This window comes from uncultured Microbulbifer sp., assembly GCF_947498635.1.
Taxonomy (GTDB): domain Bacteria; phylum Pseudomonadota; class Gammaproteobacteria; order Pseudomonadales; family Cellvibrionaceae; genus Microbulbifer; species Microbulbifer echini.
The window spans coordinates 1-436 of the sequence record NZ_CANMKV010000137.1 but is presented as its reverse complement, the minus strand read 5'-3'; the positions used below and the strand labels follow the sequence as shown (position 1 = coordinate 436).

The 436-nt window shown below is 43.3% G+C and carries 1 pseudogene; it reads right to left on the bottom strand.

The window, feature by feature from the left end:
• A pseudogene (locus tag Q1A69_RS20170) lies at positions 1-436 on the bottom strand (hypothetical protein); the annotation flags it as partial.

Sequence of the window (436 nt, the reverse complement as noted above, 5' to 3'; positions counted from 1 at the left end):
ATCCTCGCTTGCTTAAAGTCCTCAACTGCAAGATCGGTCAGCAGCATCCATTCAATACCTTTTTTGCCTTCTGGTGGGCTTAATTCCTTAGCAAAAACTGCGTAGATAGAAAGAGGTCGTTTTGATTTTCCTTTTCCCTGTAATCTTACTTCTGCAATGGATACACTGACCTTAGCTTCCCTTTCTGGCTCCCCATTCCTTTTGGGGATACCTACTGAGTATTTTCCGATGGACTTCTGTTTGGTCAAATAGTCCCAAAGTAAAGTCTTATCTTCTCCTTCGATCTCTAAACTACGATTAGCCTTGGCTCGAACAATATAGCTTGCACGTCGCTGTTCATTTTGATCTTCAGCTAATTGAAACCACTCATGAATATCCCCCTCTCTATCCGCGATACTCACAATCGTGGTTTCAGGGCAGCGCTCTTGTATCTCAC